Source organism: Mesorhizobium sp. P5_C1, assembly GCF_054049815.1.
The window spans coordinates 1-530 of sequence record NZ_JBFULQ010001415.1 but is presented as its reverse complement, the minus strand read 5'-3'; the positions used below and the strand labels follow the sequence as shown (position 1 = coordinate 530).

The 530-nt window shown below is 51.7% G+C and carries 1 protein-coding gene; it reads left to right on the top strand.

Going from position 1 to position 530, the window contains the following annotated elements; genetic code table 11:
• Nucleotides 1-28: 28 nt before the first annotated feature.
• Nucleotides 29-530, top strand: a 502-nt coding sequence (locus tag ACXJ7R_RS36110) for a hypothetical protein (RefSeq protein ID WP_457155943.1), incomplete at its 3' end; no start/stop codon positions are given.

Below are 530 nucleotides of genomic sequence, written 5' to 3'. Positions count from 1 at the left end.
GTGCCTCACTCTGGAGGGTGGAGAGGAAGTGCGGCTGATACGCGCGGTAGGAATCCGCGAGATTCTTGCGGCGCTACCGAGCGCTGACGCGATTGTTATCAACGGCACGCTTTCTGTCATCTTTAGGCTAGTCTTGTACTTTTTGTTATTCCCGTGGAAACGAAAGCCCATCGTCGCGGTCGATGTTGTTCTTCGGAAAGCGCAGAGTCGTAAACAGAAAACAGCGCTCATTTTCAAACGTTTGCTTCTTTCTCGGGTCGATCACTTTATTCATTATTTCAAGGATCTCCGCGGATACCAACTTGATTACGGAATAGGTCGCGATCGCAGCGCCTACATCCCTTTTAAGGTCAATATCTGGAATGCCGGCCCGGCGTCGCTTGATGTCGAGGAGACATATGTATTCACAATGGGAATCTCCCAAAGAGACTACGGGACGTTCATCGAGGCGATCTCGCGCCTTCCGTACCCGGCAGCCATCCCGGAGTTCAGCTTTTGGAAATTCGAGAATCGCGCCGCCGATTTTGCAT